Genomic DNA, 14,965 nt, shown 5'->3' on the forward strand with positions numbered 1-14,965 from the left:
TAAAAATAAGCATAACAAAAAACCATGAAAAAATTCTTCTTCATTTTTTTTATAGCAATTTCATTTTTCAAGCCAATTTTCGCCGATGATGAAATGTGGCTGCCGCTCATATTGGAGCAACTCAACATGTCGGATTATCAGAGCAGAGGATTAAAACTAACGACTGAAGATATATACAGCATCAACAACTCGAGTTTAAAAGATGCGGTTGTATTGTTTGGCGGCGGTTGCACCGCATCTGTTATTTCCGAAGAAGGATTAATTATTACAAATCATCATTGCGGATACAGTCAGATTCAGGCAAACAGCACTGTTGAAAAAAATTATCTAAAAGATGGTTTTTGGGCAGCAAATCATAATGAGGAAATACAGGCAAAAGGATTAACAGTAACTTTTCTTGTAAGAATAGAAAATGTTACTCAACAGGTTCTTGCTGACGTTACATCAAATATGAGTGAAACCGAAAGAGGAAAAATTGTTGATGGTGCTATAAAAAAAATTGAAGCGGAAGCAGTAAAAAATATAAATTACATTGCAAAAGTAAAACCATTTTCTTACGGCAATGAGTACTATCTTTTTGTGAGCGAAGTATTCAAAGATATTCGTCTTGTTGGTGCACCGCCCGAATCTATCGGCAAATTCGGAGGTGAAGATGACAATTGGATTTGGCCCCGCCATAATGCCGATTTTTGTTTTTTCAGAATTTATGCAAATGCAGAAAATAAACCTGCCGATTATTCCGTAAATAATGTTCCTTATAAACCTAAAAAAAGTATAACAATTTCAGCCAAAGGAATTAAAAAGGATGATTTCACAATTGTACTTGGTTATCCCGGCAGGACAACGGAATATCTTACTTCTTACGGTGTCGAAATGCTTTCAAAATATGAAGACCCGTCAAAAATAAAAATCAGGGAAGTGCGTCTATCAATTATGGATGAATATATGAAAACTTCGGAAAGTATTTATCTTCGTTATGCTCATAGATATGCAAATATTGCAAACGGCTGGAAAAAATGGATGGGCGAAAATAAAGGAATTATAAAATATGATGTTGTTGGCAAGAAAAAACAACTTGAGCAAAAATTTATTCAATGGGCAAATGAAAACGAAAACAGAGAAAAAACTTACGGGGAATTGCTGAATGATTTTGAATTGATTTATAAAAAACTAACACCGGTGAATCAGGCAAGCATTTATTATAATGAAATAGCTGCTTCAATAGAAATTTTCAAATATGCAAGCGGGCTCAATAATCTTATAAATAAAAGTCAGGATAAAAATATTTCAAAAGAAGAAATAAATAAAATAACAGAGCAATGTAAAAACGATGCAAAAAAGTTTTTTACCAATTATAACAAATCTTACGACAAAAAAATGTTTGAAGCATTAATAAAATTATATTATGAAGGACTTGATAAATCTGTTCGTCCCGAAGTTCTCGAAATTATAAACACAAAATTCAACTGTGATTATAAAAAGTATGCTGATTATATTTTTGAAAATTCTATTTTTACTTCTGGGGAAAAAATTACAAATTTTTTAAACAAATATAAACCGTCAAAAGCATCAAAAATACTCAATGACCCGATATTTAATTTGTCGATGAAACTCAATGACAATTATTTTAAAAATATTTTACCGCCATTTCAGGAATTGAATATAAAAATTGACAGTTTGCAAAGAGTATATTTTAAAGCACTTTGCGAAATGCAGCCCGATAAAAAACTATATCCCGATGCAAATTTAACCATGCGTGTTAACTTCGGAAAAGTTGATGATTATTATCCGAATGATGCTGTGCATTATCTTTATTGCACAACACTTGACGGAGTCATGGAAAAAGAAGATACATCAAGAAAAGGATTCAGTGTTCCAGAAAAATTAAAACTTTTGTACAAGAACAAGGACTATGGAAAATACGGGATTAACGGAACAATGCCTGTTTGTTTTATTGCTTCAAATCACACTGCCGGCGGCAATTCGGGAAGTCCTGTTTTAAACGGTGAAGGAAAATTAATCGGTATAAATTTCGACAGAAACTGGGAAGGCACAATGAGCGATGTAATGTACGAACCGAAAATATGCAGGAATGTTGTTGTTGATGCTCGGTATATTTTGTTTATTGTTGACAAATATGCTGGTGCAAATAACTTATTAAATGAAATGAGAATTACTGAAAATTGATTTATTTTTGTCAAATTAAATTTCATAAAAAATGAAAAATAAAATCAAACTAATCCTAATTACAATTATGGCAAACTTACAAATTATAAATGCGCAGGACATAATTTTACCAAAGCCCGATACAACAGGCGGAAAGCCATTAATGGAAGCATTTAAAAAACGTTCAAGCAACCGTAGTTTCAGCAGCAAGGATTTGTCGCTGCAGGAATTATCAAACCTGCTTTGGGCGGCTGACGGAATTAGCCATGCAAACGGAAAGCGAACAGCACCAAGTGCAAATGCCAAATACTATATAAGCATTTATGCAGCTCTCAAATCGGGTGTTTATTTGTATGATGTAACTACTCACTCTTTAAAACAATTATTTAAAAATGATATTCGTGAAAAAACAGGTACTCAGGATTTCAATAAAATTGCCCCTGTTAATTTAATTTACGTTGGAGAAGGCTCGAAGTTTGGAAAAGCCGATGAAACGCGTAAAATGCTTTATTACGGGGTTGACACCGGCTCTATTGCCGAAAATGTTTATTTGTATTGTGCTTCTGCAGGTCTCAGCAATGTCATTAAAGGTATGTTCGACAGGGAAATGCTCACAAAAGAACTGCAGTTAAAAGACGACCAATACATAACATTTACACATGCTGTAGGATATTCCGGGGAATGATTCCAGAATCAGTTTTTCAGCAAAACGTATATGCCACATTTGCGAAAAAATTCCAGATTGTAACTATTGCTATTGCAAAAAGTTTTGAAAGGTAAAAGTGGCGGTTATACTTGCTAACAAGTATCCACAGAATAAGCATATTTATTCCAAGTCCGATTATTGAAATAAACAAAAATTTGGAATACTCAACAACTATATCAGGATTTCCACTGTGAAATGTCCACCATCTGTTCAGAAAGTAATTGCTTGTTGCAGCTATTGTAAAGCCCGTTGCATTAGAAACGTATTTCTGAATTTTAATAATTTCTTTACATAAAAAAGTGATTCCGAAGTCAATGAAAACACCTGTAAAACCCACCACACAAAACCGAATGAATTTAAAAACGAAATCCTCACTAAAATTAATAGCTGTCATAAAATCAATTTTTTCAGGCACTTTTTCAGGAAACAAAAATATTTATTTTTTTCTTTTAAAATAAAAAAATAATTTTGTCCGGTTCAGTTTATTAAAATAAATTCAAATATATAACATATTGTTAACATACAAAATCGGCATAACGCTAATTCCCGGAGTGGGTGATATTACTGCAAAAAAATTAATTGCTTATTGCGGAGGAATTGAAAATGTTTTTAAGGAAAAGAAAGCGCATTTGGTCAGAATTCCCGGAATAAGTGATATTACGGCAAAAGCTATAATCACTCAGAATATCCTGAAAAGAGCCGAAGAAGAAATACGGTTTATTGAAAAATACAAAATCACTCCTTTGTTTTTTCTTGATAAGGATTATCCTGAAAGATTAAAAAACTGCTCTGACAGTCCGGTAATTCTTTATTATAAAGGCAATGCTTGTCTGAATGTTCAGAAAACACTTGCAATTGTCGGTACCCGTAAAGCCACTGAATATGGAAAAGAAATATGCAAAAAAATTATCGAAGAATTGAGTTCTCTTGATGTATTTATTGTCAGCGGGCTTGCTTATGGAATTGATATATGCGCACATAAAACGGCTCTTGAAAACAATCTGAAAACCGTTGCTGTGCTTGGTCATGGACTCGATATGATTTATCCTTCGGTACATAAACCAGTTGCAGAAAAAATGCTCAAGAATGGTGGCATATTAACCGAATTCATTAGTAAAACAAAGCCGGATATTCCGAACTTTCCGAAGAGAAACCGCATTATTGCCGGCATGGCAGATGCAGTGCTTGTTATTGAAACAAAAGAAAGAGGCGGTTCGTTAATTACCTCGGAAATTGCCAATAGTTACAACCGCGATGTATTTGCTGTTCCCGGGCGAATAAACGATGAATATTCAAGAGGATGCCATTATCTCATAAAAACAAATAAAGCCGCTCTTGTTGAATCTGCACGCGATATTATTTATTTCATGAACTGGGAAGACAAACAAAATAAAAAAGGAAATATTCAAAAAAAATTATTTGTTGAAATGTCAGATGATGAAAAAATAATAATGAACTTCCTGAATGAAAATGAAAGCTTGCCGATTGATGCTATATGTTATAAAACAGAACTCGGTCATGGCAGGATTTCAGCAGCATTATTAAATCTTGAGTTCTCTGGGCTTCTGAAAAGTTTGCCGGGAAAGATTTATAAACGAATTTAATTCTCCTTTTAAACATATCTTTCTTTCTGCCTTTAACTTATTTATCAATACCGTTTACTTGTTTCTTTATACCTTATACTGATTACTGATTGAATATAGTTTGTTTTTATCGTAATTTTAATAATAAAACTTTAAAAATAAAATAGCCATGAAAGCAATAGTATTAATAAGAGAAAATTTTTACTGGTTTGTTTATACTGCTTTCTTAATTATTTTGGTTGTTTTTTCATACATTTATTAAAACAACTTAAAAACAAATGAGAGCAGTTTATAGGTGATAAAGTAAATACTTTATAATAAAAATTATAAAAGTGTTATAACTGAATTTTGTTTGTATTTCTTTGCTTTAATATTTTTGAGAGTAAAAAAATTAATCAAAACTCTTCCACGTCAATAATTTTATAGAGTTTATCATTTCTTCTGACGAGTTGTGGAACCGGAATAGAACAAATATCTCCCTTTACGGTTTTTTTAACTTTTTTTAAATTCGCTCTTATTTCCTGAATTTTTAATTCAGCAACACCTGTGGTTTGACCTGTGATTATGACTTCATCGCATATATTCAGGAAACTTGTTTCAATTTTAACCTCAGCAACCTTAAGTTTTGAAAAGTAATTTGTGATTTTCCCGACATATATTTTTTGTTTTGTAGCTTGCGAGCCGTAGCATTCAGTCCAATCCCCGAGTTTTTTTCCCAAATAGTAGCCATCCCAAAACCCGCGATTGTAAACAGTTCCTAACTTTCCCATCCATCTGTTAATTTTATCCTGCTCATAATTCCCTGCGAAATAAGCATCAACCGCCTCGCGATAACATTGTGTAACTGTTTTTACATATTCAGGTGAACGACCTCTTCCCTCAATTTTTAATATTTTTACGCCTGCCTTAATGATTTTGTCAATGAAACCTATTGTGCATAAATCTTTAGGCGACATTATATATTGGTTGTCAATTTTAATTTCCACGCCTTCGTCAGCATCGGTTACAAAATATTTTCTGCGACATGGCTGTATGCAGGCGCCCCTGTTTGCCGATGAACCCTGAGTATGCAAACTCAAATAACATTTGCCTGATATTGCCATACATAAAGCACCATGTGCAAAAATTTCAATCTTTACAAGCTTTCCCGAAGGTCCTTTTATTTTTCTTTTTTCAATTTCTTTGATAATTGAAGCAATTTGTTTTAATGACAATTCTCTGGCAGTTACCATCACATCTGCATATCTGGAATAAAATTCAACAGATTCAATATTCGAAACATTGCATTGAGTGGAAATATGAACTTCCATTCCAACTTTGTTTGCATAATTTATTGCCGACTGGTCGGATGCAATGATTGCATTTATTTTATTTTTTTTTGCAGCATCAATTATGGCTTTCATTTGTTCAATTTCGCTATCATAAATTATTGTATTTACGGTAACGTAAGATTTTACTTTATTTTTCCTGCAAGTTTTTGAAATTTCTTCAAGGTCTTTAAGTGTAAAATTTATTGATGACCTTGAACGCATATTAAGATTTTCGACACCAAAATAAACCGAATCGGCTCCGGCTTGTATTGCAGCCATGAGCGATTCATACGAGCCAACCGGCGAGGTTATTTCCGGTTTGAGTATTGGTTTTTGAGGTTTTATTTTCAAAATATATTTATTTTAACTGCAAATTTACAAAAAAACAACCGTGCAGATTTAAAATTAATTTTCAGATTTGCACGGTAAAATTTTAAAATACTTTTTTAAAATATTTCTATAGAGTTAATTTTTACAGCAACATCAACCTGTACGCATCAAGTTTAATAAAAATAAAAAGTAAAATTGTAAAAGCCCAAAGTGAAGAGCCGCCGTAACTAAAGAAGGGCAGTGGTATCCCAATAACAGGAACTATTCCGATTGTCATTCCTATATTCACAACAATATGAAAAAACAACACCGAAGCCACGCCATATCCGTATATTCTGACGAATGCCGAACGTTGCCTCTCGGCAACGAAAACAATCCTGACAATCAGCCCGAGAAATAAACCAATAACTATAATACTTCCGACAAACCCCCACTCTTCACCTACTGTACAAAAAATAAAATCGGTACTTTGTTCGGGAACAAAATCAAATTTTGTTTGTGTGCCTTGCAAAAAGCCCTTTCCCAGAAATCCTCCGGAACCAATTGCGATTTTGGATTGATTAACATTATACCCTACACCTTTAGGGTCAACTTTTTTGCCAAGAAGAACATTTATTCTGTCTTTTTGGTGTGATTCAAGGACATCATTAAAAATATAATCCACACTGAAAACAAATCCTACACTCAATACCAACACAAAAGACAAATACATTATTATTTTTTTTGCTTTTCTGAATAATAAATATATCAGTATTAAAAGGCACCCGATTATTGAACTCAGAATAAATTTATCAATGAGTAAAGTCATCAGAAAAAGTGTAATGATAAGTAAACCGAGAAGTAAAACCACATTACCTGTTAAACCTTCCCTGTAAAATATAAGGAAAAACGCCATAAACACCAATGCAGAGCCGGTATCATTCTGAAGTATAATAGAGATTAATGGTATTCCCAATAAAACGCCGAGCATAAATTTTGTTTTAGTGTCTTTTAACTTTATATCAAAAGAACTAAGGTATCTGGCAATAGCAAGATTTGTAGCGAATTTCGCAAACTCTGCCGGCTGAAGTTTAAATTCACCTATCTGAAACCATGACTGGGCACCGGAAGTTTTGTTTCCTAAAAATAAAACTGAAATAAGAAACAACATTGCCAAACCATAAATGATATAGGCAAAAGCCGAATAAAATTTTCCATCAATAATCAGAATTACAAGTGCAATAAATAAAGCCGAACCAATCCATATAAGCTCTTTTCCATACTTCTGTGACATATCCATAATGTTTTTACGCTCCTCATTGTAACATGAAGCGTATATATTCAGCCATCCGATAAAAACAAGCAACAAATAAATTATTATCATCAGCCAGTCAATGTTCTGAAATATGTGTTTCTGTTCTCTCATTTAGTATAAAAAAATAGCTGAACTGTTTACAATTCAAACGGGAAAATCGTTTCAAAAATTCATTTGCTTTATCAAACACAACAAAAATAAGAAAATACATTTACATATAGAAAGATAAAATCAAACAAAAAGGACTGTTTCAAATGAAGCAGTCCTTTTTTTATTTATGAAATATTTGAATTATTTTTTCGGGATATTTTTTAATGTTTCAACTAAATAATTCCAGAATTTTCCAACTGATTCAATTTGCACTCTTTCATCGGGTGAGTGAGGAGAGCGGATGGTTGGTCCGAAAGAAATCATATCCCAGTTTGGATATACACTGCCAAGCAAACCACATTCCAGTCCGGCATGAACAGCATTAATTGCCGGAACATTACCGTATAGTTTATTATAAACGTCTTTCATCACCTGAAGAATAGGAGAATTAACATTTGGTTTCCATCCCGGATATGAGCCCGATTGCACCACTTCTGCTCCGGCAAGAGTGAATACACTTTTGAGCATTGCAGCTATATCTTCTTTTTGTGATTCAACGGAACTTCTCTGAAGAGTTTCAATACAAACAGCGTTATTTTCAGATTTAACAATTGCAAGATTGTTTGATGTTTCAACTAAACCAATCATGTCAGCACTCATTCCAAAAACTCCATTAGGACATGCATAAATGGCATTCAGGAATTTTTGCTGCGATTGCAAATCCATAACAGCATCGGGAAGATTGGTAGTTTCAACTAGAAAAACTACTTCGGGGTCGGTAGTTGCCAATTCATTTTTAACGATTTTTTCAAATTCTTTTACAAATTTTGCAAAGGCATCTTTTTGATTTGCAGGAAGCACAATTGTTGCAAATGCTTCGCGTGGAATTGCATTTCGAAGTGTTCCTCCGTTTATTTCGGCAACTCTCAAACCAAATTTATTTGCACTTTCAAAAAGAATACGGTTAATGATTTTATTTGCATTCCCTCTGCCAAGATTAATATCTAATCCTGAATGTCCGCCTTTTAATCCTTTAACAGCAATTTTAAATGAAGTCATGCTTTTATCAACAGGTTCTTTTTTGAATGGAAGCTTTGCCGAAGTATTAATACCACCGGCACATCCTATAAATAATTCACCATGGTCTTCCGAATCAAGATTTAACAAAATATCTCCTTTAAATAAGCCCGGTTTTAATTCAAACGCGCCTGTCATTCCTGTTTCTTCATCAACTGTAATAAGACATTCAAGTGGTCCGTGTTCAATATCTTTTGCTGCCATAACTGCGAGCGAAGCAGCCATTCCTATTCCGTTGTCAGCACCAAGCGTAGTTCCGGTAGCTTTAACCCATTCACCTTCGATACGAGGTTTTATAGGGTCTTTCTCAAAATCATGCGGAATATCGCTGTTTTTTTGTGGTACCATGTCAAGATGACTTTGCATAATTACACCTTTTAAATTTTCTTTTCCGGGTGTAGCGGGTTTTCGTAATATAACATTCCCTGCCTGATCGGTAGCTGCTTCTATGCCGTTATTTTTTGCAAAATCAAGAACAAATTCAGCTAATTTTTTTTCATGTTTTGATGGATGAGGAACATTACAAATTTCCTCAAACAAGTCCCACAAAGGTTGTGGTTTTAGGTTATTTAAAACTTTTGCCATTTTTTATTTCTCCTTATTGTTTTTAAAATCATTAAAATTTATAAATTTATTTAAATATAATTGTGTTAAAAATTTTGTCACTCTCTCTTCAACCGGATTGATTTTTTCGCCAAACTTTTCATTCAATTCATTACATATTGTGTCAACTCTATTTTTACCGTCGAGCATTAACCATGTGGCAGAGCCAAGTTCATCAAGTTTTAAATTAATATATTTGTTTTTCATTATTGATAAAAAATATTTACTCCAGAATTTACTTGTAAAGCGAGGTACTAAGACAGTTACCAAACCATCTTCTTCTATTTTGTGATTATGAATAGTATGAGGTATTAGCTCAAGATAATTAATATTTGTTTTATTTTTTTTACTAAAAATACTCATAATCGTTTTTTGATAAAAGAGATTATCCAAACTCTGACAGAGTCGTAAGACCTGTCAGAGTTTAGACAATAAAAGTATTATAATTACTCAATTAAAAATTAGCCGTTGGAGGAGCAGGTTCATCTGGTCTTCCTGCATTTTTAATAGGTATTCTCACCAAAACGAATCCGATAATTATTAAAACCAATATGCTAACTAAAAATGATGGGTTCTTGAAAATAACAGGTAAATCAATTCTTAAGAAATAGAAAAGTGCAAATACCAATCCCATAATTGCTTCACCGGCAATAAAGCCCGCAGCAAGTAACACGCCTGTGTTTTCAACTCTTGCTTTTTGCGCTTCATTATGTTTTTTCCTGTCATTATAAAGTTCAACAATACCTTTAATAACGCCACCAAGGAAAATAGCAAAAGTAGTTTCAAGCGGCAGATACATACCAACACTAACAAGCATAGGGCTTTTAACCTGCATTAAAATAAATCCCAATCCCATCATCATGCCGACAATTATAAGAGGCCACGCCATTTGTCCGCCAACAATACCTTTTGAAAGCATTGCCATCAAGCTTGCCTGTGGCGCCGATAAATTTTTGCTTCCGAAACCGCCTTCATATCCTTCTTTTACACCTTTTGCAATATCACCTTCATTTAAAATTATTAAAACTCCAAACATCACACAGCCCGCAAGTACAACCCCTAATATATCACCAATCTGCATTTTCCAAGGAGTACCGCCAAGAATATGTCCGGCTTTCAAATCCTGCAGCATTTCACCTGCAACAGCAGCAGAAACGCAAACAATTGCTGCAACTCCCAGAACTGCTGCAACACCTGCCTGACCTTGCACACCAAGAGCAACAAGAATTAAGGCAGTAACAACTAACGCAGTTAAAGTTAATCCGCTGATAGGATTATTGCTCGAACCCATAATACCTACAAGATATCCGGAAACTGCACCAAAGAAAAATGCAAGAATTATAAGTACCGTAGCAGCAGCAAATGCAACAATGAAAGAAGTATCAAAAATAAAGAATGTTATACAAAATGTGGCTATTGCAACACCGATAATACCGAGCATAATCCATGTAAAGCTAATATCTTTTTCGTTTCTTGGAGTTACTTCCGATGTGCCGGCAGCAGCTTTTTTTACATCTCCTATCGACCTTACGATACCTGCTGTCAAACTCTTCCTCATTTTAAACAGTGTAAAGCCCGCACCCATTAACATACCGCCAATTGCGATGGGACGAACAATAAACCTCCATATCTGACTCATTTGAAATGAAGGGTCATTAACTTTATTTAATGCTACATCCATTGTCAGAGAAGCATCTTTTGACATGAGGTAAGCCGCCCATGCGTTAAAATCAAGAGAAGGTCCTAAAAAATAAAGAATAATCGGAGCTAAAAGACCCCAAGCTATTAATCCTCCACTGAAATTCAAGGAAGCAAGTTTTGGACCTATTATATATCCAACACCCATGTATGCGGGACTGATTCCGGGAGAGCTAAGCAATAAGCCACCTTTACCGCTAATAGTTGTTCCTGTAATTGTTTGTTTCGAGAAAACAATAAATTTTTCCCATGAAGCAGCAAAGAATTTTAAATCACCAAGAATTTTAATCACTGCGCCGCCGAGCATTGCACCAAAAAGGAATTTTGAACCTCCGCCGGTATTACGTCCTGCTTTGTGAATTTCAGCAGCAGCAACTGATTCTGGAAAAGGAAGTTCGTGGTCTTCTACCATCACTCTTCTAAGCAAGGCAACAAACATAATTCCAAGAACACCACCGCTAATCAAAATAAGAGTTGAAGTAAGATAATGACCGGGAGTAAAGAACGGACGCCAAATTCCGGCAACAAAAAATCCCGGCAATGTGAATATTGCTCCGGCAGCAACTGATTCGCCTATTGAGCCAACTGTACGGGCAATGTTTTCTTCAAGAATACTGCCTTTCATTGCTTTTAAAATAGCCATTCCAATAACGGCAGCAGGATAAGTAGCAGCAATAGTCATACCGGCTTTCAATCCAAGATATGCGTTAGCTGCACCAAGAACCACCGACATTATAAGACCTATAATCAATGCTCTTAATGTAAATTCAGCCATGTTTGTTTCGGGTGAAACAAAAGGCACAAATTTCTTTTGTTCTGAAGTATTTTCCATAAGTATAAATTTTTAATTCTTAAATTAATATATGGCAAAAATAAAATAATTAAAATGTTTTACAAACTTTTTTATCAATACATATCTTATTGTTAAATTATTAATAATAATTGGGGACATTTCGACATTCGTTATTCATTATTTTTAAAAAATATCGAACATCGAATACCGAATGTCGAAGTTTGTCAATTATTAATTTGGCGCCACTCTACATCCTGTATGGCACATCAATTCCCAGTAGTTTCAAAGATGATTTAATAACTTCTGCTATAAATGCAGATAATATTAATCTGAAATTCATTGAGGATTCGTTTTCGGCTTTCAGAATCGGATAATCGTGATAAAACTGATTATATTCTTTTGCAAGAGTATAAGCATAATTTGCAATTACAGCAGGACTGTATTCTTCTGCCGCTTGTTTTATTATTTGCGGAAAATAATAAATTAATTTTATAAGTTCTTTTTCTTTTTCGTTCAGAGCAATACCCTGAGCAAGAACCGGCTTAATTTCCATGCTTTCGCTTTTTCGTAGTATTGATTGTATGCGGGCAAAGGTATATTGAATGAATGGCGCTGTATTTCCATTAAAATCAATAGATTCGTCGGGACTGAACAACATATTTTTTTTCGGGTCAATTTTCAAAATAAAATATTTCAATGCACCCAAACCAATTTTACGATACAAATCCTGTGCTTCCTCAAAACTCATTCCTTCAATTTTTCCTAGTTCTTTTGTTATATTCCTTGCAGTTTCGAGCATTTCATTAATTAAGTCATCAGCGTCTACAACTTTTCCTTCTCTTGATTTCATTTTTCCCGATGGCAATTCAACCATGCCATACGACAAATGAAATATATTATCAGCCCAGTTGTAACCGAGTTTTTTCAAAATAATTTTAAGTATTGCAAAATGATAATCCTGTTCGTTTCCCACGATATAAATCATTTTGCTAAGATTAAATTCATTTGTTCTTTCCAAGGCGGTTCCCAAATCCTGTGTAATATAAACCGAAGTTTTGTCGGCACGCAGCAGGAGTTTTTCATCATATCCGTCGGCAGTAAGGTCAATCCAAACCGAGCCGTCTTCTTTTTCAAAAAACACTCCTTTTTTCAATCCGTCTTCAATAATTTTTTTTCCGGTAATATAAGTTTCCGATTCGTGATAAACTTTATCGAAGCTGATGTCAAGAGCAGTGTATGTCTCTTCAAAGCCCGCATAAACCCAATTGTTCATTTTTCTCCAGAGATTTATTGTGTCTATATCTCTATCTTCCCATTTTTTTAAAAGTTCCTGTGCCTGCAAAATCAAACCGGCTTGTTTTTTTGCTTCTTCTTCGGAAATTCCTTTTGCAACAAGTTCATCAATTTCGCTTTTATAATTCTTTTCAAACAATACATAATAATTGCCAACAAAATGGTCGCCTTTGATGTCATTATGCTCGGGAGCATCATCGCTTCCCCATTTCTGCCATGCGAGCATGGTTTTGCAGATATGTATTCCGCGGTCGTTTACAAGATTTGCTTTAATAACTTTAGAGCCGTTTGCTTTTAAAATTTCCGATATTGAATGTCCAAGAAAGCAATTCCGTATGTGACCAAGATGTAATGGTTTGTTGGTATTTGGCGAACAGTATTCAATCATTATGGTTTCTTCTTTTTTTGTTTTTGAAAAACCATAATTTTTTTCTTTATTATTATCTGCAAAATATTCAAGCCAGTAATTATCGTTGATTTTTAAATTCAGAAATCCTTTGATTACATTGAAATCCGAAATTTCACTCAAATTATTTTTAAACTCCGTTCCTATTTCTTCGGCAATTTTTTCGGGACTTCCGCCAATAATTTTTGCAAACGAAAAAACAACAAGAGTAATATCGCCGTCAAATTCTTCTTTTGTTTTTTGAATAAAATTTTCAGATACTTCAATATCTTTATTGTAAAGCTTTTTAATTATTGCCGCAACATTTTTCGAAATAATTTCCTCTATTCTCACCATTTTGTTTTTTAATAAATTTCGGGGCAAATGTAATAAAAAATAAAAATGCCACAGATTTACAGATTTAAAAAATATCGAATGTACAAATTATTGACTCGGCTCGGTACATTGATGTATTGAAATTATTTCGTTTCTGATATAGTAATATCTCATAAATATAAAAACCCTCCCCGCAAAACGGAAAGGGTCTTATAAAATTCGGCGACGACATACTCTCCCACAATAAATGCAGTACCATCTGCGCTGGTGGGCTTAACTACTCTGTTCGGAATGGGAAAAGGTGAACACCACCGCTAAAGCCGCCATAAGATTTTTGGTTTCATAATTGACATTTAATTGAAAGAAAACACTTAATAAAAAATAAAACACGCACATTAGAAAGCTTACGAGTAATTAGTACTGCTCGGCTTTGACATTACTGTCTTTACACCTACAGCCTATCAACGTCATAGTCTTTAACGTCTCTTAAAGGAAGTATAATCTTATGGCGAGTTTCGCACTTAGATGCTTTCAGCGCTTATCTCATCCGAACGTAGCTACTCTGCGGTGCAGTTGGCACTACAACAGATACACTAGAGGTTCGTCCGACTCGGTCCTCTCGTACTAGAGTCAGCACCATTCAAACTTCCAACGCCCACAACAGATAGGGACCGAACTGTCTCACGACGTTCTGAACCCAGCTCGCGTGCCACTTTAATCGGCGAACAGCCGAACCCTTGGGACCTTCTCCAGCCCCAGGATGTGACGGGCCGACATCGAGGTGCCAAACCACTCCGTCGATGTGAGCTCTTGGGAGTGATCAGCCTGTTATCCCCGGAGTACCTTTTATCCTTTGAGCGATGGCCCTTCCATGCGGAACCACCGGATCACTATGTCCTAGTTTCCTACCTGTTCGACTTGTTAGTCTCACAGTCGAGCACCCTTGTGCCATTGCACTCTGCGCACGGTTACCAAGCGTGCTGAGGGTACCTTTGAAAGCCTCCGTTATTCTTTTGGAGGCGACCACCCCAGTCAAACTACCTGCCAAACACTGTTTCCCGCATACACGGGATTAGACTTCTAATGAATAAAGGGTGGTATTTCAAGTTTGACTCCATGAAAGCTAGCGCCTCCACTTCAAAGTCTCCCACCTATCCTACACATCGTTCATCCAAAGTCAATGTTAAGCTATAGTAAAGGTTCACGGGGTCTTTCCGTCCCGTTGCGGGTAAGCGGCATCTTCACCGCTACTACAATTTCACCGAGCTCATGGCTGAGACAGTGCCCAGATCGTTACACCA

10 protein-coding genes and 2 rRNA genes are annotated in these 14,965 nt (G+C 34.9%); 3 read left to right on the top strand and 9 right to left on the bottom strand.

The window, feature by feature from the left end:
• Positions 1–24 precede the first annotated feature (24 nt).
• Together WC223_08245 and WC223_08250 are read left to right on the top strand one after the other, a co-directional pair.
• On the top strand, positions 25–2,187 hold the full coding sequence (locus WC223_08245; protein MFA6924234.1) for a S46 family peptidase: 2,163 nt from the start codon (positions 25–27) through the stop codon (positions 2,185–2,187).
• A gap of 31 nt (positions 2,188–2,218) precedes the next feature.
• Positions 2,219–2,851, top strand: coding sequence for a SagB/ThcOx family dehydrogenase (locus WC223_08250; protein MFA6924235.1), 633 nt, complete (start codon positions 2,219–2,221; stop codon positions 2,849–2,851).
• A 16-nt stretch (positions 2,852–2,867) separates the two neighbouring features.
• Here WC223_08250 and WC223_08255 read toward each other — a convergent pair whose 3' ends face one another.
• On the bottom strand, positions 2,868–3,302 hold the full coding sequence (locus WC223_08255; protein MFA6924236.1) for a GtrA family protein: 435 nt from the start codon (positions 3,300–3,302) through the stop codon (positions 2,868–2,870).
• A gap of 82 nt (positions 3,303–3,384) precedes the next feature.
• Between WC223_08255 and dprA the strand changes: the two genes are divergently transcribed.
• Positions 3,385–4,476, top strand: a complete 1,092-nt coding sequence (dprA, locus tag WC223_08260) for a DNA-processing protein DprA (protein MFA6924237.1) — start codon at positions 3,385–3,387, stop codon at positions 4,474–4,476.
• Positions 4,477–4,850: 374 nt separating this feature from the next.
• Here the strand turns inward: dprA and WC223_08265 are convergent, their stop codons facing one another.
• From WC223_08265 to WC223_08300, 8 genes are all read right to left on the bottom strand, one after another.
• Positions 4,851–6,044, bottom strand: a complete 1,194-nt coding sequence (locus WC223_08265) for a peptidase U32 family protein (GenBank protein MFA6924238.1) — start codon at positions 6,042–6,044, stop codon at positions 4,851–4,853.
• A 193-nt stretch (positions 6,045–6,237) separates the two neighbouring features.
• Positions 6,238–7,500 carry a rod shape-determining protein RodA gene (gene rodA / locus WC223_08270; GenBank protein MFA6924239.1) on the bottom strand — a complete coding sequence of 421 codons (1,263 nt, stop codon included), beginning with the start codon at positions 7,498–7,500 and terminating at the stop codon, positions 6,238–6,240.
• 180 nt (positions 7,501–7,680) lie between these two features.
• On the bottom strand, positions 7,681–9,141 hold the full coding sequence (locus WC223_08275; GenBank protein ID MFA6924240.1) for an aminoacyl-histidine dipeptidase: 1,461 nt from the start codon (positions 9,139–9,141) through the stop codon (positions 7,681–7,683).
• A 3-nt stretch (positions 9,142–9,144) separates the two neighbouring features.
• Positions 9,145–9,522, bottom strand: coding sequence for a PqqD family protein (locus tag WC223_08280; GenBank protein ID MFA6924241.1), 378 nt, complete (start codon positions 9,520–9,522; stop codon positions 9,145–9,147).
• A gap of 91 nt (positions 9,523–9,613) precedes the next feature.
• Positions 9,614–11,689: an oligopeptide transporter, OPT family gene (locus WC223_08285; GenBank protein MFA6924242.1), complete on the bottom strand. Its 2,076-nt coding sequence runs from the start codon at positions 11,687–11,689 to the stop codon at positions 9,614–9,616.
• Positions 11,690–11,897: 208 nt separating this feature from the next.
• Positions 11,898–13,682, bottom strand: coding sequence for an arginine--tRNA ligase (argS, locus tag WC223_08290; protein ID MFA6924243.1), 1,785 nt, complete (start codon positions 13,680–13,682; stop codon positions 11,898–11,900).
• 199 nt (positions 13,683–13,881) lie between these two features.
• Positions 13,882–13,992 (bottom strand): 5S ribosomal RNA (gene rrf / locus WC223_08295).
• Between the two features lie 66 nt (positions 13,993–14,058).
• Positions 14,059–14,965 (bottom strand): 23S ribosomal RNA (locus tag WC223_08300); the annotation flags it as partial.

Source organism: Bacteroidales bacterium (assembly GCA_041671145.1).
In the GTDB taxonomy this organism is placed as follows: Bacteria; Bacteroidota; Bacteroidia; order Bacteroidales; family JAHJDW01; genus JAQUPB01.

Excerpts from the sequence above, each read along its gene's own strand:
- WC223_08245 (MFA6924234.1), top strand. The coding sequence starts at position 25 with ATGAAAAAATTCTTCTTCATTTTTTTTATAGCAATTTCATTTTTCAAG.
- WC223_08250 (MFA6924235.1), top strand. The coding sequence starts at position 2,219 with ATGAAAAATAAAATCAAACTAATCCTAATTACAATTATGGCAAACTTA.
- WC223_08265 (MFA6924238.1), bottom strand. The coding sequence starts at position 6,044 with ATGGCTGCAATACAAGCCGGAGCCGATTCGGTTTATTTTGGTGTCGAA.
- rodA (MFA6924239.1), bottom strand. The coding sequence starts at position 7,500 with ATGAGAGAACAGAAACACATATTTCAGAACATTGACTGGCTGATGATA.
- WC223_08275 (MFA6924240.1), bottom strand. The coding sequence starts at position 9,141 with ATGGCAAAAGTTTTAAATAACCTAAAACCACAACCTTTGTGGGACTTG.
- WC223_08280 (MFA6924241.1), bottom strand. The coding sequence starts at position 9,522 with ATGAGTATTTTTAGTAAAAAAAATAAAACAAATATTAATTATCTTGAG.
- WC223_08285 (MFA6924242.1), bottom strand. The coding sequence starts at position 11,689 with ATGGAAAATACTTCAGAACAAAAGAAATTTGTGCCTTTTGTTTCACCC.